General features: G+C 62.0%; 17 protein-coding genes and 1 tRNA gene. 1 reads left to right on the top strand and 17 read right to left on the bottom strand.

Annotated elements, in window-relative coordinates; all coding sequences use genetic code 11:
• Positions 1-321: 321 nt before the first annotated feature.
• On the bottom strand, positions 322-1,200 hold the full coding sequence (hypB, locus tag G5193_RS02160; RefSeq protein ID WP_421204986.1) for a hydrogenase nickel incorporation protein HypB: 879 nt from the start codon (positions 1,198-1,200) through the stop codon (positions 322-324).
• Between hypB and G5193_RS02165 the strand changes: the two genes are divergently transcribed.
• Positions 1,087-1,461 carry a hypothetical protein gene (locus tag G5193_RS02165; protein WP_421204844.1) on the top strand — a complete coding sequence of 125 codons (375 nt, stop codon included), beginning with the start codon at positions 1,087-1,089 and terminating at the stop codon, positions 1,459-1,461. The two genes, hypB and G5193_RS02165, sit on opposite strands and share 114 nt — an antisense overlap.
• Here G5193_RS02165 and hypA read toward each other — a convergent pair.
• The 16 genes from hypA to G5193_RS02245 form a co-directional block, all read right to left on the bottom strand.
• Positions 1,439-1,780: a hydrogenase maturation nickel metallochaperone HypA gene (hypA, locus tag G5193_RS02170; protein WP_204379721.1), complete on the bottom strand. Its 342-nt coding sequence runs from the start codon at positions 1,778-1,780 to the stop codon at positions 1,439-1,441. The genes G5193_RS02165 and hypA overlap by 23 nt on opposite strands.
• Positions 1,781-1,864: 84 nt before the next feature.
• The gene (gene hypE / locus G5193_RS02175; protein WP_421204845.1) at positions 1,865-2,869 is read right to left on the bottom strand and encodes a hydrogenase expression/formation protein HypE; all 1,005 of its coding nucleotides are present in this window, start codon (positions 2,867-2,869) and stop codon (positions 1,865-1,867) included.
• Positions 2,870-2,954: 85 nt separating this feature from the next.
• A complete protein-coding gene (gene hypD / locus G5193_RS02180; protein WP_408823394.1) occupies positions 2,955-4,067 on the bottom strand; it encodes a hydrogenase formation protein HypD in 1,113 nt (370 codons plus the stop codon).
• On the bottom strand, positions 4,061-4,312 hold the full coding sequence (locus G5193_RS02185) for a HypC/HybG/HupF family hydrogenase formation chaperone (protein ID WP_016350988.1): 252 nt from the start codon (positions 4,310-4,312) through the stop codon (positions 4,061-4,063). Before G5193_RS02185 ends, hypD begins: the two co-directional genes overlap by 7 nt.
• Positions 4,313-4,317: 5 nt before the next feature.
• The gene (hypF, locus tag G5193_RS02190; RefSeq protein ID WP_421204846.1) at positions 4,318-6,744 is read right to left on the bottom strand and encodes a carbamoyltransferase HypF; all 2,427 of its coding nucleotides are present in this window, start codon (positions 6,742-6,744) and stop codon (positions 4,318-4,320) included.
• The gene (gene selB, locus G5193_RS02195; RefSeq protein WP_226031829.1) at positions 6,741-8,624 is read right to left on the bottom strand and encodes a selenocysteine-specific translation elongation factor; all 1,884 of its coding nucleotides are present in this window, start codon (positions 8,622-8,624) and stop codon (positions 6,741-6,743) included. Before selB ends, hypF begins: the two co-directional genes overlap by 4 nt.
• A 4-nt stretch (positions 8,625-8,628) precedes the next feature.
• Positions 8,629-10,095, bottom strand: a complete 1,467-nt coding sequence (selA, locus tag G5193_RS02200; RefSeq protein WP_421204847.1) for an L-seryl-tRNA(Sec) selenium transferase — start codon at positions 10,093-10,095, stop codon at positions 8,629-8,631.
• A gap of 315 nt (positions 10,096-10,410) precedes the next feature.
• Positions 10,411-10,502, bottom strand: a tRNA-Sec gene (locus G5193_RS02205).
• A gap of 213 nt (positions 10,503-10,715) precedes the next feature.
• Positions 10,716-11,207, bottom strand: a complete 492-nt coding sequence (gene hycI / locus G5193_RS02210) for a hydrogenase maturation peptidase HycI (protein WP_421204848.1) — start codon at positions 11,205-11,207, stop codon at positions 10,716-10,718.
• Positions 11,207-11,620: a formate hydrogenlyase maturation HycH family protein gene (locus tag G5193_RS02215; RefSeq protein WP_054544741.1), complete on the bottom strand. Its 414-nt coding sequence runs from the start codon at positions 11,618-11,620 to the stop codon at positions 11,207-11,209. The genes hycI and G5193_RS02215 overlap by 1 nt, the downstream gene beginning before the upstream one ends.
• Positions 11,613-12,428, bottom strand: a complete 816-nt coding sequence (locus tag G5193_RS02220) for an NADH-quinone oxidoreductase subunit B family protein (protein WP_421204849.1) — start codon at positions 12,426-12,428, stop codon at positions 11,613-11,615. The genes G5193_RS02215 and G5193_RS02220 overlap by 8 nt, the downstream gene beginning before the upstream one ends.
• Positions 12,428-12,985 carry a formate hydrogenlyase complex iron-sulfur subunit gene (locus G5193_RS02225; protein ID WP_421204850.1) on the bottom strand — a complete coding sequence of 186 codons (558 nt, stop codon included), beginning with the start codon at positions 12,983-12,985 and terminating at the stop codon, positions 12,428-12,430. The genes G5193_RS02220 and G5193_RS02225 overlap by 1 nt, the downstream gene beginning before the upstream one ends.
• A gap of 9 nt (positions 12,986-12,994) precedes the next feature.
• Positions 12,995-14,713 (bottom strand): NADH-quinone oxidoreductase subunit C, encoded by a 1,719-nt coding sequence (locus G5193_RS02230; RefSeq protein ID WP_421204851.1) that lies wholly within the window; start codon positions 14,711-14,713, stop codon positions 12,995-12,997.
• Between the two features lie 78 nt (positions 14,714-14,791).
• Positions 14,792-15,745, bottom strand: coding sequence for a respiratory chain complex I subunit 1 family protein (locus G5193_RS02235; protein WP_421204852.1), 954 nt, complete (start codon positions 15,743-15,745; stop codon positions 14,792-14,794).
• Position 15,746: 1 nt separating this feature from the next.
• Entirely contained in the window at positions 15,747-17,618 is a 1,872-nt protein-coding gene (gene hyfB, locus G5193_RS02240; RefSeq protein WP_421204853.1) for a hydrogenase 4 subunit B, read from the bottom strand.
• Positions 17,618-18,283: a 4Fe-4S dicluster domain-containing protein gene (locus G5193_RS02245; protein ID WP_005360206.1), complete on the bottom strand. Its 666-nt coding sequence runs from the start codon at positions 18,281-18,283 to the stop codon at positions 17,618-17,620. Before G5193_RS02245 ends, hyfB begins: the two co-directional genes overlap by 1 nt.
• Between the last annotated feature and the right edge of the window lie 560 nt (positions 18,284-18,843).

The following is an 18,843-nucleotide window of genomic DNA, read 5'->3' on the forward strand; positions in this document are numbered from 1 at the left end:
GGAGAAGGGAGCAGAAGGTGCCATTTCGCCAGGCTCGGGGTTTAGGGTTTGGAAAATCTCGGGGTTTGAAAATATGGCTGGTTGTTATGCTCGAAGTGCCCCTTGAGGCGTTTGAGGGAGTCGTATAGTTGCTGCATGCTGTCGGCATTCACAAACCGGTTCCCTCTCCCTGGGGAGAGGGCCAGGGTGAGGGGATGCGAGTATGAAACGCTGGCCATTCTGTACAGAGAGAACCGTTGGCAAAGTGCGCAGATAAAGAGAGGGAGGCATCAGCCTCCCTCTCTTTATCTACCGTTATCAGCGGCGTTTAACCGGTTGATTTCAAGCACTGGCCAGCCAGTTAAGCCAGGCATCCATCCCTTCACCGGTAGTGGCGCTGACCTGGATCACCTGGATATAGGGGTTGACCCGTTTGGCGTTCTCGATGCAGCGGGCCACGTCAAAGCTGACGTAGGGCAGCAGATCAATCTTGTTGATCACCATCAGCTGGGCGGCGGCGAACATGTCCGGGTATTTCAGCGGCTTCTCTTCCCCCTCGGTGACGGAGAGGATCGCTACCTTGTACTTCTCGCCGAGATCGAAGCTGGCGGGGCAGACCAGATTGCCCACGTTCTCGATAAAGAGGATGCCCCCTTGATTGGCGGGCAGCTGGTGGCAGGCATCGTGAACCATTTTGGCGTCCAGATGGCAGCCCTTGCCGGTGTTGATCTGCACGGCAGGGACACCGGTGGCACGAATGCGATCCGCATCGGCGCTGGTCTGCTGATCCCCTTCGATCACCGCGCAGGGGCGTTTGTCGGCCAGTTGGCGCAGAGTTTCGCACAGCAAAGTGGTTTTGCCTGAACCCGGGCTAGAGACCAGGTTGAGCACCAGCTGGGCAGCCTCGTCGAAGTGTTCGCGGTTATGGGCCGCCAAGGCATTGTTCTTGGCCAGCACATCCATCTCGATGGCGATCAGCTGGCGCTGCCCCATGTCGGGCACCGACAACCCCGCTTCCCCTTTGCCGTAGTGCAGATCACCCTGCTGATGGTCATGGTCATGGTCATGGTCATGGTCATGGTCATGGTCATGGTCATGGCTGTGATCATGGGGATGCGCGTGGGAATGGCCGTGGTCATGAGTGTGGGCATGATCATGATGATGGTCGTGGGGGTGATCATGGTGGTGCTCATGGGGGTGAACATGCCCATCATGGCTTATGGGAGCCCTCATCCCGTGGTAGTGGTGATGGACATCCCCCTGATGGTGGTAGTGGTGGTGAATGATCAGGGTGCGCGGCGCACTCTGCTCGTGGTCATGATGGTGATGGGCGTCATGAGCATGATGATGGTCGTGCTCATGACCATGTTCATGGTGATGTTCATGTTCGTGATGATGCTCATGATCGTGATCATGGCCGGCGATCCGCGCCTGGCCGCATCCGCATACGCTACACATATCAACTTACCTCGATGTCGGTGATGCGCAGGCTATCGCCCTGCGCGACTCGTAATTTGTATCCGCCACACTCGGGACAGGCCTGCCCGCGCTCGGTGAGGGTGACTGTCTGGTTGCAGTCGTAACACCAGGCCTCTGCCGCCTTGTGCTGAAAGTGCAGCTGGGCCCCTTCGACGGCGGTGCCCTTGGCGGCCGCCTCGAAACAGAAGGCAATGGTGTCCGGGTCGACGCAGGAGAAGCTGCCGACCTCGAGCCAGAGGGCGGTCACTCTGGTAAAGCCCCGTTGGGTGGCCTGCTCGGCTGCCAGATCGATGGCGGCCATGGCCAGAGACATTTCGTGCATGGTGGCTCCTTAACCGATATGGGGAGGAGCAGTGACTCCTCCCCCTAATTGGGAAAACGGCATATGGGTGAACGACATGGCCGATCAACAGATCCGCGGCAGCAGCTCCCCTTGAGGTAGCTCCAGATAACGGCGGCTACCCCAGGGGTTGTTGAGGATCACCTTGTGGCGATCGCTCGCCTGAACCACGCCGATCTGGCTGGCTGCTGGGTTGAATTGCCGCAAGATGCCCAGTGCGTCCTGCGCCTGTTCGGCAGGCAGGGCCAGTACCATGGTTCCCTCGTTGGCGAGATCATGGGGCTCGAAACCGTAGAGCTCGCACAGGCCACGCACCGGATCGCACACCGGAATGGCGGACTCCTCCAGCTCAATGGCAACACTGGAGGCGCTGCTCCACTCGTTGAGCACGGCGGCAAGGCCACCGCGGGTGGCATCGCGCAGGGCATGAGGGGTAATCCCCGCTTTTAGCAGCGCTTCAACCAGCGGCCAGAGGGTGGTGCAGTCGCTCTTGAGATCGGATCCCAGTTGCAGGGCGTCACGGGCCATCAGGATGCAGGCGCCGTGGCTGCCGATATCCCGCGACACCAGGATGGCGTCACCGGCCTTGAGGTTGCGCACCGAGATGCCCCGGCTCTGCTCGGGCAGCGGGAAGGTGCCGACCCCGCTGGTGTTGATAAAGATCTTGTCGGCCGCCCCCTTGGGCACCACCTTGGTGTCGCCGCAGACGATGCGGGCACCGCTCTTGGTAAGCTCGGCGGCCATCGACTCGACGATGCGGGCCAGATCGGCGTAGGGGAACCCCTCCTCGATGATAAAGCTTGCGCTCAGATACTCGGGCTTGGCCCCCATCATGGCGAGATCGTTGACCGTGCCGGCGATGGCCAGCTTGCCGATATCGCCCCCCTCGAAGAACAGCGGCGAGACGGTAAAACTGTCGGTGGTGAAGGCGACGGGGCCCTCTACCGGCAGCAGGGCGGCATCTTCACCGCGCAGCAGGATCTCGTTGCCAAAGTGGCGAAAGAAGAGCTGGTTGATCAGCTGATTCATCTCGACGCCGCCGCCACCGTGGCTAAGTTGGATTTCTCTCATCGTGATTGGATCTCCACAAGGTTGCCGAAACAGACTGATTCATCTCCACCCATCACCCGACCACCGTGGCCTGACTGAATTTCTCTCATTGGATCCCCATATATCGGTAGTAGGCATTGCAGGCCCCTTCGGAGCTGACCATGCAGCTGCCCATGGGCTGGGTCGGGGTGCAGCCCCGGCCAAAGACTTTGCACTGGTTCGGTTTGGCGAGGCCGCGCAGGATATCGGCGCACTGGCACGCCTTGTGGTCATCGATGGGAGTCTGATTGAGCGCAAAATGACGCTCCGCATCGCGCTTGGCAAAAGCATCGCGCAGGCGCAGGGCGGAGGCGTTGATATCGCCGAGGCCTCGCCAGCGAAAGTGCTCGCGGGTCTCGAAAAAGCGCTCGACCAGCCGCTGGGCGGCTTTATTGCCACTGGCGGTGACGGCGCGGCTGTACTGCACCTCCAGGGCGTAGCGACCCTCCACCTTCTGGCGCACCATCATCAAGAGCGCCTCCATCACATCCACCGGCTCGAAGCCGCTCACCACCACCGGCACCTGATAGCGATCGACGATGGGCAGGTAGATATCGGCGCCGGTAATGACGCTGACGTGGGAGGGGCCGATAAAGGCGTTCACCTTGGCAACTCCGTCGGCCATCACCGCATGAATGGCGGGAGGCACCAGCACATGGTTGATATGAAACAGCAGGTTCTCGACCCCTTGCTCTTCAGCGGCAGCCAGCAAGGCGGCGGTCATGGGGGTGGATGTCTCGAAACCGATGGCGAAGAAGACCACGGTTTTCTCCGGATTCTCTTTGGCGATGCGCAGGGCATCGAGGGGGTCATAGACCGGGCGGATATCGCTCCCCTTGGCCCGTTGCTGGGCCAGCGTGCCCTTGGAGCCCGGCACCCGGATCATGTCCCCCAGGGTGACCAGAATGACGCTGGGCTGGCTAGCCAGCTCGATGGCCTGATCGATGCGCTCTTTTGGCATGATGCAGACCGGGCAGCCGGGGCCGTGAACAAACTCGATGCTGGCCGGCAACAGCTGGTGCAGGCCGTACTTCATGATGGTGTGGGTATGGCCGCCGCACACCTCCATCACCCGCAGCGGTTCGGGCAGATCCTTGGCGAGTTCAGTGATCTGGGCGGCGAGGGCGCGGATCACCTCGGGCTGACGAAAGCCCTGAAAGAGATCATTCAAGGTCAGCATGGCAAGATATCCTGGTTGGGCATCAGGGCCACCATCTGGCGGAAGCTCTCGAGGCTTGCCTGCGCTTCCTCCTGGTCAATCTTGCTCATCACAAAGCCGATATGGAGCAGCACGTAGTCGCCCACCTGGAGAGGCTCTTCGAGCAGCATGCAGCTGACGCGTCGCTGCACCCCCAGGGTGTCGACGGTGACGCAGTTATCTTCGGGGTGCAATTGCACCACCTGAGAGGGGATGGATAGACACATGGATTTCAGGACTCCGACAAGGTGGCACAACCGGTGATGACAGGCTGGTGCGTGGCAAGATTGTGGATGGCAAACCAGAGCTGACCGGCGGCGATGCCACCGTCATTGAGCGGCAGGGTTTCGCTGGTCAATACCTGCCGGCCGGCGGCTTCGAGAGCGGGCACAAGCTGGTCCATCAGCACCCGGTTTTGAAAGACGCCGCCCCCGAGCGCCACCGGATAGCCGGGGAAACGCTCGGCCAGGGCAACGATCAAATCGCTGATGGCGCGGATAAAACCGGCGGCCAGGCTGGCGGTGGAGGTGCCTTGGCGCCGCTCGCTGACAAGGGTATTGATGAGCTCTGCCCACTCTATGTGCAGTGGCCCCTCTGATGATTGGCTGAGATCAAAGGCGAGGGGGAAGGGCTGTTCATCGGGGGCCAGCTGCAAGGCGGCCGCCTCCAGCAGGAGCCCCGTTTCGCCCTCGTAATCCGGGGTATCGATCACCCCCAACAGCGCCGCCACCGCATCGAACAGCCGGCCGATGGAGCTGGTGTAGGGGGTGTTGCGACCCAGCTGCCAGAGCTGGTGCAGGTTGCTGATCCGCTTAAGGGGCAGTTGCTTGATCAACGGAATATCGAGGGCGCAGATCTCCTCAGGGCTGTGCGATTCAAACAGCAGCCCCAGCAGCTGGCGCACCGGCTCGCGGATGGCCGCCTCACCGCCGATCAGCTTGAAGGGGTTGAGGTGGGCAACCCGCGTAAAGCCTTTCACATCGGCCAGCAGCAGCTCGCCACCCCAGAGAGTGCCGTCATCGCCAAGGCCGGTGCCATCGAAGGCAACCCCCAGCACCGGGCCCGTGATGTCGTGCTCGGCCATCACCCCCAGCAGGTGGGCGTGATGGTGCTGCACCTCGAGATGGGTTGCACCCTGATCCTGGCAATAGTCCTTGGCCCACTGATGGCTGAGGTAGCCCGGGTGGCGATCCGATACCAGCAGCTCCGGCTTGAGATCGTAGAGATCGCGAAAGGTCGCCAGGGTCTGCTCGAAGTGCTCCTGCATCGGCAAGCTGTGCAGATCGCCGATATAGGTGCTGTAGATGCGCTGGCGGCCGAAGGCCAGCGCCAGCTGGTTCTTCTGCTGCGCCCCGACCGCCAGCAGCGGCGCCTTGACCGCCTCTTTCAGGCTGGGAGTGCAGGGGGCATAGCCCCGGGCTAGCCGCAACGTCTGGCGTCGCCCGCCGGCCCACTGCACCAGACTGTCGTCGCACGGGTGCAGGATGGGGCGGTTGTGATCCAGGATGCCGTCAATCTCTCGCCCGAGTTCCCTGACCACCGCCTCGCACTCGATAAGGATCGGGCTGCCGCGACCATTGGCACTGGTGGCCACCAGCGGTATGGCGCAGGCATCCAGCAGCAGCTGATGGAGCGGGGTGTAGGGGAGCATGACCCCAAGGTAGGGGATGCCGGGGGCGATCCCCTCGGCCAGCGGCGCGGCTGACTGTCCAGATTCTGAGTGCCGATCATCATTTTTGCGCTTGCGCAGCAAGGTAATGGGTCTGGCCTGAGAGGCGAGCAGCTTCCACTCGTCATCGCAGCCGGTGACATGCAATTTGGCCTCGGCAAGGGAGCCCATCATCACCGCCAGCGGCTTGCGCGCGCGCCGCTTGAGTGTTCGCAATCTGGCCACACTCTGTTCATTGCGGGCATCACATACCAAGTGATAACCCCCCATCCCCTTGACCGCAATCAGCGCCCCCGCTTGCAGGGCGCGGGCGGCTTCGAGCAGGGCATCCTCGCGCTCGGCCAAGGCATCGCCACGGCCATTTCGCCAGGTCAGATGGGGCCCGCACTCGGGGCAGCTCACCGGCTGGGCGTGGTAGCGTCTGTCCAGCGGGTTTTCATAGGCCGCCGCGCAGCGCGGACACATGGCAAAGCCGGCCATGGCGGTGTGGGGGCGGTCGTAGGGGAGGCGGCGGATAATGGTGTAGCGCGGACCGCAGTGGGTGCAGTTGGTAAAGGGGTAGTGGTGGTGGCGATCTTTGGGGTTGGCCACATCGTTGGCGCACGCCTCGCACATCCCCTGATCCGGCGAGATGGCGACCGTGGCGGCGCTTTGCTGCTGGCTGGCTTTGATATGAAAGGCGCCGTTGTAGTCGGGATCATGAGCGAAGGGCAGTTCCCGTTCGCTGAAATGATCGATACGGCTTAAGGGCGGCGCCAGTTCCCGCAGTTCGCGGGCAAAGGCTGCGAGCTGCTCAGGCGATCCTTCGGCGCCGATGGTGACGCCATTGGCATCGTTCAACACATAACCGGCTAGGCCGTGGCGCAGTGCCAGCCCATAGACGAAGGGGCGAAAGCCGACCCCCTGTACGATGCCGTCCATATGAAATTCGCGGCGTAGCCGGTTGGCCGCATGACTCGGAGAGATAGAGGGGGCGATGGTAGCGCTCATGCCGGCTCCATCTCATCTTGAGTGGTTGGCAAACGCAGCACCCGGCGCTCGTTCTCCTCGCGCCGCACCCAGCCATCCATCTCCATGCGCAGGCAGAACGGAATGGCGTATTTGCGCGACAAGCCGGTGATCTCCTTGAAGGATGCCATGTCGATCAGATCTCCCACCTGCTGGCCCGCCAGCACGGCGGCGACCATCTGGTTGTAAAGGGCGGCGTCGTAGTAGATGGGGCCATCGAGCTGCACCAGATACTTGAGTCGCGCCAGATTGCGCAGCTGCTTTTGCAACGCGCCTTTTTGTAGCAAGCCCTGCTGCAGGGCCGCGGGCAGCTTGCGGGTGATAAAGGGATCCAGCTCCACGCCGCCGGGGCCCAGTTTACCGGGCTCGTAACCCTCCTTGCCTTGATCTCGCACCACCTTGAGCACCAGCTGTGCCTCTTCTCCCAGATCATCTTCCGACTCGCCGCTGCCCGGCTGCCACTTGTCATGGTGCAGGCGAATGAGCTGCTCGCTCTTGAGCTGCTGGAGCAGGGCCTGAGTGACCGGCAGGGCGATACCAAAGCGGGTCGCCAGCTCGGCGGCGCTCAGCGGTTCGCTGGCCAGCGTGGCGAGCAGCTGGTCGCGGCTCTGGGTGAGCCAGCAGCTATCCAGCAGCCACTCACCGAGGGGGGTAACCTGCTCGGGCCGCTGGTCAAAGCGGCTGGCCAGCACATAGCCATTGAGGCCCAGCTGCAAGGCTGCGGGGTTGTAGTGCTCGAGCTCATCTGGCAGCTCACCCAGCAGGGCGTGCAGCGCCTTGCGTCTGGCGGGATGGATATCGCCGCACCAGACGATGCGGGCGCCGTGCAGCAGTTCGCTGCTGCCGTGGCGAATGATGGCGAGCGGCTGGCCGAAGAAGCAGGGGATGGGGCTGGTAAAGATCAGCCGCGCCAGCCGGGTATCCTTGATGGGCACGAAACGGGCTCGGCCATGCCAGCTGCCGAGGGCCACCTCCACCTCCTGCGTGCGCAGTGCCTTGCCGCTCAGGCTCTCGGCATTGAGTCGTACGATAAGGTGGGTGGCCGCCTCGCACCGGCCAGCGGCGCTGGTGAGGCAGTGGCCGCGGGCCACCTCCTTGTGGGGCACTTTTTTAAGTCCCACCGCCACCCGGCAGACGGCGCCAATTTCATCGACGCTCTGGTGATAGGCCTGCAGGGAGCGCACCTGCACTTCCCGATCGGCGGGGTAGAGGTGCAGCTTGTCCCCCACCTTGAGGTTGCCCTGCTGCAAGGTGCCGGTGAGCACTGTGCCGGTGCCGTTGGCGGTAAAGACCCGGTCTACATAGAGGCGCGGGGCGGCCTGTTCGCGGGGGGCATGATGCTCGGCCATATCCCCCAGCTGGCCCACGATGGCAGTGTGCAGGGCTGCCATATTGGCGCCGGTTTTGGCGCTGACGCTGACGATGTCGGGCACCATGTCGCTCTCGTCCATCACCCGCTCCAGCAGGCTCTCTTCCAATAGCAAAAGCTCGTCAGGGGAGACCAGATCGCACTTGTTTATGCAGACCAAGAGGCGCGGCACTCCCATCGCCTTGAGCAGGCGCAGGTGATCGCCGGTCATCGGCATCCACCCTTCGTCGGCGGCGATGACCAGCAGCACCAGATCCAGACTCCAGAGCCCCGCCACCATATTGCGGATATAGCGCTCGTGGCCGGGCACGTCGATGACACCTATGGTGTTGCCCTGACCGTCGTCGAAGTGGGCAAAGCCGAGATCCTGAGTCATGCCGATGGCCTGCTCGTGGGCGCGGGCGGTGGTGATGCCGGTAAGGGCCTTGATCAGCAAGGTCTTGCCGTGATCCACGTGGCCGGCAAGGCCGATAACAGCGCGATAGGAAGTCATGGGATCAGGGCTCCTCGGTCGCATTTGTTGCATTGAACGGGGCGGGCAGCAGCAACTCCCTGAGTTGGGCGATCAGCAGTTCCATCTCTGCCGGCAGCAGGGTCGCCATATTGAGCAGCACCTTCTGCTGGCGCACGGTGGCGATGACCGGCACCGGCAGTTCGCGCAAATCATCGAGCAGCTGCTGGGCCGGACGCGGGTCGGTGCACTCCAGCGCAGGCGCCGGATAGAACTCGTCCGGCAGGGTGCCGCCGCCCACCACCAGCTGGGCGGGGACCGGCACAAAGCAGCCGGGCAGGGCGGCCATCATCTGGGAGGCTCTCGCCTGCATGGCGGCCGGGTTGCTTAAAACTTGCTGGGCTATGCCCTCGCCGACGGGAGATTTGTTGAGCTTGTGGATGAGCAGGCGTTCGAGCAGGGAGTGAATGATGCGGCTTGAGCGGAAGGTGCGCATCATGGGGTGCTTTTCCAGCCGCTTGATAAGGTCGCTGCGGCCACTGATGATGCCCGCTTGCGGCCCCCCCAAGAGCTTGTCGCCTGAGTAGCAGACCAGATCCGCCCCCGCCTTGATGTACTGACGCACCGAGGTTTCATCCGGCGCAAACTCTTCGGTGGTCAAGCCGGAGCCCTGATCCACCGCCAGCACCACGTGCTCGGGCAGGGCGCGGGCCACCTCGCCGATATCGGGTGACTCGGTAAAGCCGCGAATGGCGAAATTGGATCTGTGCACCATCAGCACCAGCGCGGTCTGATCGGTAATGGCATCGAGGTAATCCCGGGCTGTGGTGATATTGGTGGTGCCCACCTCCACCAGTTTGGCGCCGGAGAGCGCCAGAATGTCGGGAATGCGAAAACCGCCGCCAATCTGGATCTGCTCGCCGCGCGAGACGATCACCTCGCGCCCCTTGGCCACCTCTTGCAGCAGCAGGAAGAGGGAGGCGGCGTTGTTGTTGACCACCAGCGAATCCTCGGCCTGGGTGAGGCAACGGAGCAGGGGGGCGATCAGCCCCTTGCGCCCGCCGCGCTTGCCGGTGGCGAGATCCAGCTCCAGATTGTTGTAACCGGTGTTGAGGTCGCGCACCTCGTCCCACAGATCGGCACTTAACGGCGAGCGCCCCAGATTTGTATGCACCAGGGTGCCGGTGGCGTTGATTACCCGGGTCTGACGCTGGCGCAGTTGCTGCTGGCAGCGCTTGGCAATCAGCGCTTCAAGGCGTTCAGCGGTGACTCCGTGCTGGCGAAACGTCTCACTCTGGCGCAGTTCGCTCAGGGTATCGCGCACCGCCTGGGTCACCAGCGGGCGGCTCAGCGCCTCGATAAAACCGGCGAGAAAGGGTTGCTGCAGCAGCTGTTCCACTTGTGGCAAACGGCGCGTTTGTTGCTGGCCGGGCTGTTGCTGTGAATCGTCGGCAGCCTGACCTGATGAGGGCTGGCGGTGGGGGATGGCTGGCGCGTGAGACGAGTTCGGCATGGGATTACCAGTGCAGTGCGTGGGTTCGGGATGCGCACCGGTTTGCCGATAGAGAGGCCGAGCTGACGGGTTATGGCACTGCTGGCGATTTGCGGATGAGTGCAAACTGGGGGCATCAATGAGCGGGTATAAATTAATGCTGCATCGATGCTGATAAATTAATTTTTGGCCAGCGAGATAACCTGAGTTCGGATTATATTGGCAAGCGGCAAGCACCTTTTTTTAAGGTATTACTTCAAACATATTGAACAAACAATGGAAATAACATCCAGGCCGAAAAATTCAGCGAGAGAGTATTTGTTCAATAGATAAATTTGGCGGAAGAGGCAGGAATCGAACCTGCCAAAGCCTTCTCGGCTCACATCGGTTTTGAAGACCGAGGAGGCCACCAGACCCCATCAACTTCCGTAACGGTCGCCATTTTGTGGCAAATTTCTGTGACTGGCAACGCTTTTTTTGTCATAAAAAAGCGAGAGTTAGCGATTTTTTGAAAAAATCAAAGAACCTTGTTTTATATCAAGTTCAGCACAATTAGCCCGATGCTTTTAATTTAACATCGGGCCTCGATCACATTGCCGGAACCGTCGGTCAATAACGGTCGTTAACAACTCTATAAATAATCACCTCTTGGAATTGTCAATATTCCACTGCTCCAGTTTCTCTATTAACAAGTCGGTATCTTTGGCGGCATCAAGGTGCTGATAAAGATAATCCATCGCCTCGCTCACCATCTCGGTCATCGGGAAAGAGAACGCCACGATGGCCGGTTGTACCCCGACAAAGATCACCTCGGGGACAAAGGTCTTGAGCTCGTCGATCAGGAAATTGAGCGGCATATTGTGGGTCGAGAAGATAAACATCTCGGCGATGGTCTCGGGGGGGATCACCTGCAGGGTTCCCGCCTTCTCGCCGATCTCGGCGGCATCCACCAGCACCACCCGCTCCGGTTGCAGCTCCCGCACCTTGTAGACCACATTTTCCGGCGCGATGCCGCCGTCGATATGGATCCAGCCGGGCAGGGGGGCGGCTTGCAGTTTGTCGGCAAGATAGGGGCCGGCACCGTCGTCCCCCACCATGGCATTGCCCACGGTCAACACAAGATTGCAGCCCATCAGCGGCTCCTTACCATCAGGTACATATGGGGGTCGTTAAAGAGGGCGGTGAGCTGATCCATAAAGGTGTTGGTCCAGCCCAGCTCCTGCTCATCGAGCACGCCTTCGGCTTTGCGCAGTCGGTCGAAGGCGCAGGCCAGCATATGGCAGTGCTCGCGATAGATGGTGATCTCGCCAAAGGTGAGAAACCCCTCCATCTTGCGGCGCGCTTCGCTCCCCTCTGGCAGCTTGGCTACCCAGTCGCGATAACCGGTCAGCGAGCAGACCAGGTCTGCTCGCAGGCAATCGACAATGCCGAGGTGATGGCCGATGGCGAGGCTGTAGTACATCACCTCCCTGGCCTCTTCCGGCACGTCGAACTGCTCGTCGACGAACTTGCGCGAGAGGCGGTAGAAAAAAACCTCGTCAGCCATGCACCGCCTCTCCCTTGCCGGCCGCCCGGTTGAGGCAGGCGTTTGCGAGGTTGTTGACTATCTCCGCCAGGCGGGGATCGTCGTGCTGATCGAGGTAGCTGTGGATGCGCAGATCCACATCCTGTTGGGTCGCCCCTTCGAGCAGGGCCATAAACTCGTCGGCGATGATCCGCCCCTGCCGATAACCGGCCATGCGGCGCGCCTCGCGTTCGATCATCACCCGGATTTCGTTGGGGATGCCGGTGTAGCGCAGCTCGACCCGCTCACCGGGTTGCACCTCGTGGCTGGTGGCTTTGAGTTTTTGCTCAAGCAGGCCGAGCGCCACCGCAAAGCCGTAGATGGTTGCCGCCGGTGTCGGCGGGCAGCCGGGAATATAGACATCCACCGGCACGATCTTGTCGGTGCCGCCCCATACGCAGTAGAGGTCGTGGAAGATGCCACCGTCACAGCCGCAGGCGCCGTAGGCGATGCAGATCTTGGGATCGGGCGCCGCCTCGTAGGCACGCAGGGCCGGTACCCGCATCGCCCGGGTCACAGCACCGGTAAAGAGCAGGATGTCGGCGTGGCGGGGGGAGGCGACCACCTTGATGCCGAAACGCTCGGCATCGAACAGCGGGGTGATGGTGGCGAAGATCTCGATCTCGCAGGCGTTGCAGCCGCCGCAATCGACCCGGTAGACATAGGCCGAGCGGCGAATGTCCTTGAGCAGGGTCTTCTTGAGTTTGGTGATCTCGGGATCCTGTGCCAGCGGCACGGCGCGGGTATGGGCATGGCCGACAACCGGTTCTATGCCTTTGATCTTGCTCATCACATCCACTCCTTTTGTGCGGCCATCGGTGTGGCTATCGGTGTGATCAGGGCCGAGTCAGGCTGGCTCAGCATGCTCTGTTTTCGTTTGCAGTCGGGGCAGTGATGCAGCCGCTCCGGGGTCGCGAGCGGCGTACCCGCCTGCTTGAGGGTGTCCTCCACCAGCGCCACCAGCTTGCTCGGGGCAAAGTAGGTGCCGCACAGGGTGCAGGGGGCCAGCGCGAAGCGGGCCTCCTCATAGAGATCCGCCTTGTTGGTCACCGCCAGCTCGAACTCGGGGGAGAGGGCGATGGCGCGGGTCGGGCAGACTTCCTCGCAGCGGCCGCAGAAGATGCAGCGCGCCATGGAGATCTCCCAGCGCCGTTCGCCGGTCTCCATGTCCACTTCCATCACCAGCGCATTGGCCGGGCAGGCCTTGGTGCAGGCGGCGCAGGCGATGCACTGATCCGCCTGATATTGGGGTTTGCCGCGAAAATCCCGGTTCACCTCGTAAGGGGCGAAGGGGTACTTGGCGGTCGGGGTGCCAGCCTTGAGGATGGTCTTGAACAGCTTGATCATGATGACCCCTTATTTCAGCGGAGAGTTTTTGCGATCGATGCCGTAGCGCTCGATCTCCTTGTAGGAGACCACGGTGGATTTGCCCTTCCTGGGGTCGACCAGGGTGACCCGGTCGGTACAGGAGTAGCAGGGATCCAGACTGCCGATGATGAGCGGTGCATCCGCCACGGTATTGCCGCGCAACATGTAGCGCAGAGCTGGCCAGTTGGCGTAGGTGGCGGCGCGGCAGCGCCAGCGGAACAGCTTCTGGTTATCTCCGGTCATGCTCCAGTGGACGTTCTCGCCGCGGGGCGCCTCGGTAAAGCCCAGCGCAAACTTGCCCGGCTGGTAGGTGAACCCTTCGGTCAAAAGTGGCCCTTCCGGCAGGTGCTCAAGACCAAACTCAATCATGTCGAGGGAGTCGTAGAGCTCGTGGATGCGCACCAGCACCCGGGATTGCACGTCGCAACCCGCCTTGGTCTGGATCTCCATCGGCAGCTCGCGGTAGCCGGCAAAGTCGTGGACCCGGCGCACGTCACGCTTGAAGCCGCTCGCCCGCACCATGGGGCCGACGCAGCTGAAATCGCGGGCAATTTGCGGCTCGAGCTTGCCGATACCGATGAGGCGGGAAGAGATGTTGGCGGTATCCAGCAGCATGGCCACCAGGGGTTTGAGCTCATCACGCAGCTCCCGTACCAGCTGGGCACCCTTGATGCGATCTTCCTTGAAGATGTCGCGGCGTACCCCGCCAATCAGGTTGAGGCCGTAGGTCTTGCGGGCGCCGGTCAGCAGCTCGGCCAGGGTCATGGATTTCTCCCGCACCCGGAAGAACTGCATAAAGCCGGTGTCGAAACCGGTGAAGTGGCTCGACAGGCCGATGTTGAGGATATGGCTGTGCAGGCGCTCCACCTCCAGCAGCACGGCGCGGATCATCTTCGCCCGCTCGGGTACCACAATACCCATGGCGTTCTCCACCGAGGTGGTGTAGGCGACGCTGTGGGTAAAGCCGCAGATGCCGCAGACCCGGTCGGTCAGAAACGCCACTTCGTTGTAGCCCATGCGGGTTTCCGCCAGTTTTTCCATGCCGCGATGGACATAGAAGAGGCGGTAGTCGGCATCGATGATGTCTTCCCCATCGACGAACAGACGAAAGTGCCCCGGTTCATCGGAGGTGATGTGCAGCGGGCCGACCGGCACGATGCGGTTGGCATCACAGCCGAGCTCATTGACGAAGGGGTAGGTCTCGGTGTCGGTGGTGGGCATCGGGCGCTGGCGATAATCCATGGCGTCCTTGCGCAGCGGGTGGATATCCTCCGGCCAGTCGTCCGGCAGCACCAGACGGCGCTCATCCGGCAGACCGATGGCGCGCAGGCCATACATGTCGCGGATCTCCCGCTCGCCCCACACCGCCGCCGGAATGGTCGGGGTGATGGAGGGGTACTCCTGGGTATCGGCATCCACCAGCACCTTGACGGTGATCCAGCACTTGGTGTCGCCCTCCATGGAGAAGACGTGGTAGACGGCGAAGTGGCCGTTTAGGCTGCGCTCGTCATTGGCAAAGGAGAGCGGAAGCCAGCCCCCCAGCTGATGGAAGATCAGGCTGGCCGTCTCGACCAGACTGGTGGGTTTGACGGTAATGGTGGCCTGATCGGCGGTTTGCCACTCCTCGTCGATGATGGCGTGGGGCAGTTGGGCTCGCACCTGCTGGATGTAGTCGCAGCCGATGCGATCCGAAATGGCGATGGTCATGCAGTTCTCACTTTATGTTCGGGAATGAGCATTCACAAAAGGTGAAATCGAAAAAATGGCTGTGCTGGCGGGCATGGTTCAGATCCCGACCAGATAGGCGAGCAGCGCCAGCAGGGCCAGCCCCAAGCCGTAGCGGGTGAGCTTGTGGGTGCGCACGAACTGGGTGCGGGCCATGGCGTTTTCGATGATGCCAGCCAGTAAAAAGGCCACCAGCAGCTTGCAGGCGAGGATCAGCGCCGCACCGATGAGTGCCGGCAGACTCCAGTTGGCCGCCTTGCCGAAGGGCAGGAAAATCACCAGAAAGAGCTGCACCACCACCAGTTGCTTGAGGCCGATGGAGAGCTTGAGCAGGGCCAGGCCCGCACCGGAATACTCGGTGAGCGGCCCTTCTTGCAGCTCTTGCTCGGCTTCGGCGCAGTCAAAGGGCAGCTTGCCCATCTCGACAAACACCGCGAAGGCGCAGGCGGCGCCCGCCAAGAGGGTAGCGATCGGCGCGGCCAGCGGCTGGGTCGCCACATAGTTGCTGATATTGCCCAGATCCGAGCTGCCCACCATCATCGCCATGATGAAGCAGGCGAGCACCAGAATGGGCTCCACCAGAATGCCGAGGGTCAGTTCGCGGCGGGCACCAATACCTGCAAACATGCTGCCGCTGTCGAGCCCCGCCAGCGAAAAGAAGAAGCGGAAGATGGCGAACAGATAGATGTCGGTGATGAGATCTCCGGCGATGGGGAAGGGGGACTCGTGGGTCAGGGTTGGCAGCGCCATCGCGACCAGCAAGAGGGCGGCGATGAGCAGCGCAGGCATCAGGTTGAAGATAATGCCGGCAGGCTCGGGGGTTACCTCCTGGCGGCGCAGGAGCTTGGCGATATCCCGGTAATCCTGCAGCAGGCCCGGCCCCTGACGGGAGTGCATCTTGGCCCGCAGCACCCGGTTGAAACCGGTGGCGAGCGGCGCCAGCGCCAGCATGGCGATGGCCTGGGTCAGGGCGAGGGCAACCATGCCCCAGCTCGGCATTTCAAGAACAGGCATATCAGACTCCTACAGCCATCAGGATAAAGAGCGCCAGCACAACACCGTGCAGCAACCAGCCGGTTGTCCCGCTGGTATCGCTCACCCCGTGCAGGGCGCTGGCCAGATCGAGCTGCGGCTGCTTGCGATAGAGTGGCGCGCAGAGTTGGCGCAAGGTGTGGGTGACACCGCCGGAGGTGAGGCTCATGCGCTCCTCGTAGGCGTAACCACAAGCCCACGGGGTGCCAGCGTGACGACGACCTAGCTTGGGCCCCTTGAAGATGGCCAGTACCAGCAGCGGGATGAGGAACAGCCCCAGCAAGGTGATGGCGATAACGGGTGGGGAGAGGAGCGCCTGGCTGCTATCCAGCGGCAGCAGGGTGGCGCCGGTGGCCACGTTCATTTGGTCGCTTACCAAGGCTTGGCCATAGCTGGCGATATGGGGGGCAATCCAGGGGGCGCCCAGACCCAGCACCAGACAGACCGCAGCCAGCAGCAGGGTGCCTGCCACCATGGCGCCCGGCACTTCGCGGGCGTGGCTCGCTTTCTCGCTGCGCGGTGCGCCGCAGAAGCAGATGCCGTAGACCTTGACGAAACACATCACCGCCATGGCGCCGGTCACCGCCAGCATCACTACCGCGAGCGGGGCGACGACAGAGGTGCCGAGTTTGGTCATGGAGAGCAGGGATTGGTAGATAAACCACTCGCTGACAAAGCCGTTCAGCGGCGGCAGCGCCGAGATGGCCATGGCACCGATGAGGAACGCCAGCGCGGTCCAGGGCATCAGTTTGGCCAGCCCCCCCATCTTGTCCATGTCGCGGGTGTGCAGGCGGAACATCACAGAGCCGGTACCCATAAAGAGCAGGCTCTTGAAGATGGCGTGGTTGAGCAGGTGATAAAGCGCACCGAGCAGCCCCAGCACCACCAGCGCCGGTTGCTGGTTGGCGATGCCGATCATGCCGATCCCCATCCCCATCAGGATGATGCCGATGTTCTCCACCGTGTGGTAGGCGAGCAGCCGCTTGAGATCGTGCTCGGCCAGCGCAAACAGCACCCCGAGCACTGCCGAGCAGGCGCCGAAGATCAGCACTACATAGCCCCACCAGAGCTGGCTGGCGCCGAGAAAATCGATGCTGACCCGCAAGATGCCAAAGAGACCCAGTTTTACCATGACGCCAGACATCAGCGCAGAAATATGGGACGGCGCAACGGGCTCGGCCACCGGCAGCCAGCCGTGCAGCGGCACGAAACCGGCGCGCAGGCCAAAGCCGCAGAAGCTGAGCAGGAACACCAGGGAGGCCAATCCGCCCGCCAGATGGTGCTCGCGCAGCGCGGCGAACTCCAGCGAGCCGCTTTCGCGGCAGAGCAGCCAGAAGGCGATCAGCACCAGCGCCATGCCGATATGGTTCATCACCAAGTAGAGACGGCTCTGTTTGGCGGCCTCGGGGTTGGTTTTGACCAGCCAATAGGTGGTGAGGGTCACCAGCTCGTAGCAGAGCAAGAAACCGAGCGCATTGTCGGCCAGCACCATGCCCACCATGGCAAAGAGGAAGAGGTTCATCAGTGCGCCGATGGCCACATCCCCCTTACCCTGATATTCGCGGATATAGGCAAAGGAGTAGAGGGCGACGGCGACCCCGACAGTGCTAATCACCAGCAGCATCAGCGCGGCCAGCATGTCGAGATGAACCGAGCCCAGCAGCCAGAGCTGGCCGTCGACGGGGGCGCCTTGGGCAAAGATCTGGATGGCGGCGACCAGACCCGCGAGCGAGCCCAGCAGGGCAAAACCGCTGTTGAGACGGTTGGCCAATGCGGGCAGCTTTTGCAGGAGCAAACCGGCGGCAGCGCCCAGCAAAAAGAGCAGGAGCGTGGCCATAACAAGGGGGGACAACATCAGCGAACTCCCTCTGTGGTGGATAAATCGGAGGCAGGGATCGCCGTGGCAGGCGCCGAGAAGGCGGAGGCCCCTTGCGGGTTGGTGTCGGCCGCTTGCTGGCGACGGATACGGGCGGCGCGTTCGGTGTCGCCGTCATTGACCAGCTTCAGTGCCTGGGAGGGGCAGGCACCGACACAGGCCGGACCGTCGGTGCGGAACTCGCACAGGTCGCACTTGACCGCGATGCTGCGCACCCCCGGCTCCCAGCTCAGCAGATCCTCGCCAAAGCAGCGCAGGCCGGCGGAGGTGGAGGGGTTGCTGGAGCGGATGGAGCAGGGGATATAGGTGTCGTAACTGGTAGCCACGGCCACCGGACGGCTGCCGCCGCTCTGGATGGCGCCAAAGGGGCAGGCCACAGCGCAGAGATTGCAGCCGATGCAGAGCGACTCGTTGAGTTGCACGCAATCGCCGGTCTGGCGAATTGCCTCGACCGGGCACACCTTGATGCAGGGGGCATCGTCACAGTGACGGCACTGAACCGGCATGGTCGCCTGCTCGTGTCGCATAACGGTTAAACGGGGGGCTTGCTGCAAACCTTGCGCCTTGTGTACCTCGCTGCAGGCCGCCATACAGGTGCCACAGCCGATACAAAGCTTGGGGTCAGCGATAACGAAGCGGTTCATAGCCTACCTTGTCGTGTCGCGAACGGAGAAAGTAGGGGCAGGTTGGCAAGATACGGGCCAGATTGGTTTTTGCAGCGAAATTGGTTTTAAGTGGCTGTTTTTAAATGAATAAAAATCTTGATGTGGTTGGGGCGAAGCGCTGATACGGCTGTCGAACTGTGACGTTCGTCACTTGTGACGAAGCCCCCAAGAGGGTTCGTCACCTTGGAAAACGCAGCATGAGTAGGGTGCAAAGAACGAAGTGAATTGCACCGCTATCAAAATATGTTCGTGGTGCACGGCGCTGCGCTTGTTGCACCCTACGGTGGGATGTCTGTGGGGGTCGCCGTGGTTTTGCTCCCTTCTCCCCTCGCGGGAGAAGGGCTGGGGATGAGGGGGGAGGTCAGCCATATGTTCGCGGTGCACGGCGCTGCGCTTGTTGCACCCTACGGTGGGATGTCTGTGGGGGGCGATGTGGTTTGCCCCCTTCTCCCCTCGCGGGAGAAGGGTTGGGGATGAGGGGGCCGGTAACTGAGTTAACGGAAACAAGAGAGGGAGGCCCATGCCTCCCTCTCTACTTG

Origin of the sequence: Aeromonas sp. 601027 (genome assembly GCF_049174455.1) — a bacterium.
Classification (GTDB): Bacteria; Pseudomonadota; Gammaproteobacteria; order Enterobacterales; family Aeromonadaceae; genus Aeromonas; species Aeromonas veronii_A.

Coding starts and splice junctions, on each gene's coding strand:
- G5193_RS02165 (WP_421204844.1), top strand. CDS start 1,087: ATGGGGATGCGCGTGGGAATGGCCGTGGTCATGAGTGTGGGCATGATC.
- hypA (WP_204379721.1), bottom strand. CDS start 1,780: ATGCACGAAATGTCTCTGGCCATGGCCGCCATCGATCTGGCAGCCGAG.
- hypE (WP_421204845.1), bottom strand. CDS start 2,869: ATGAGAGAAATCCAACTTAGCCACGGTGGCGGCGGCGTCGAGATGAAT.
- hypD (WP_408823394.1), bottom strand. CDS start 4,067: ATGCTGACCTTGAATGATCTCTTTCAGGGCTTTCGTCAGCCCGAGGTG.
- G5193_RS02185 (WP_016350988.1), bottom strand. CDS start 4,312: ATGTGTCTATCCATCCCCTCTCAGGTGGTGCAATTGCACCCCGAAGAT.
- hypF (WP_421204846.1), bottom strand. CDS start 6,744: ATGAGCGCTACCATCGCCCCCTCTATCTCTCCGAGTCATGCGGCCAAC.
- selB (WP_226031829.1), bottom strand. CDS start 8,624: ATGACTTCCTATCGCGCTGTTATCGGCCTTGCCGGCCACGTGGATCAC.
- selA (WP_421204847.1), bottom strand. CDS start 10,095: ATGCCGAACTCGTCTCACGCGCCAGCCATCCCCCACCGCCAGCCCTCA.
- hycI (WP_421204848.1), bottom strand. CDS start 11,207: ATGGGCTGCAATCTTGTGTTGACCGTGGGCAATGCCATGGTGGGGGAC.
- G5193_RS02215 (WP_054544741.1), bottom strand. CDS start 11,620: ATGGCTGACGAGGTTTTTTTCTACCGCCTCTCGCGCAAGTTCGTCGAC.
- G5193_RS02220 (WP_421204849.1), bottom strand. CDS start 12,428: ATGAGCAAGATCAAAGGCATAGAACCGGTTGTCGGCCATGCCCATACC.
- G5193_RS02225 (WP_421204850.1), bottom strand. CDS start 12,985: ATGATCAAGCTGTTCAAGACCATCCTCAAGGCTGGCACCCCGACCGCC.
- G5193_RS02230 (WP_421204851.1), bottom strand. CDS start 14,713: ATGACCATCGCCATTTCGGATCGCATCGGCTGCGACTACATCCAGCAG.
- G5193_RS02235 (WP_421204852.1), bottom strand. CDS start 15,745: ATGCCTGTTCTTGAAATGCCGAGCTGGGGCATGGTTGCCCTCGCCCTG.
- hyfB (WP_421204853.1), bottom strand. CDS start 17,618: ATGTTGTCCCCCCTTGTTATGGCCACGCTCCTGCTCTTTTTGCTGGGC.
- G5193_RS02245 (WP_005360206.1), bottom strand. CDS start 18,283: ATGAACCGCTTCGTTATCGCTGACCCCAAGCTTTGTATCGGCTGTGGC.